This is a genomic window from Halostella sp. PRR32, from assembly GCF_034808085.1.
Classification (GTDB): Archaea; Halobacteriota; Halobacteria; order Halobacteriales; family Natronoarchaeaceae; genus Halostella; species Halostella pelagica.
Genome location: NZ_JAXHGL010000149.1, coordinates 1 through 266 on the forward strand (window position 1 = coordinate 1; position 266 = coordinate 266).

At 47.7% G+C, this 266-nt stretch carries 1 protein-coding gene; it reads left to right on the forward strand.

Annotated features, from left to right (window positions below; translation table 11 throughout):
- Positions 1 to 266 (forward strand): pepsin-like aspartyl protease (locus tag SM753_RS20700; RefSeq protein WP_323192941.1); only part of this gene is annotated, 266 nt, incomplete at both ends.

Here is a 266-nt window from a genome sequence, read left to right on the forward strand (position 1 = left end):
GGTGGCTGTGCAGCGATTGCAGATTCCGGCACCTCACTGTTGGCTGGTCCTACAACGATCATTGCCCAAATAAACGAGGCCATTGGTGGTTCAGGTATTGCCAATAAGGAGTGCAAGACTGTCGTAAACCAATATGGGGAACAAATTATCAATCTTCTCCTATCACAGATTTCTTCGAAAAAGGTCTGCTCTCAAATCGGTCTGTGCACATTTGATGGCACACAAGGCGTCAGCACGGGAATCAAGAGCATGGTGGACAACAAGAG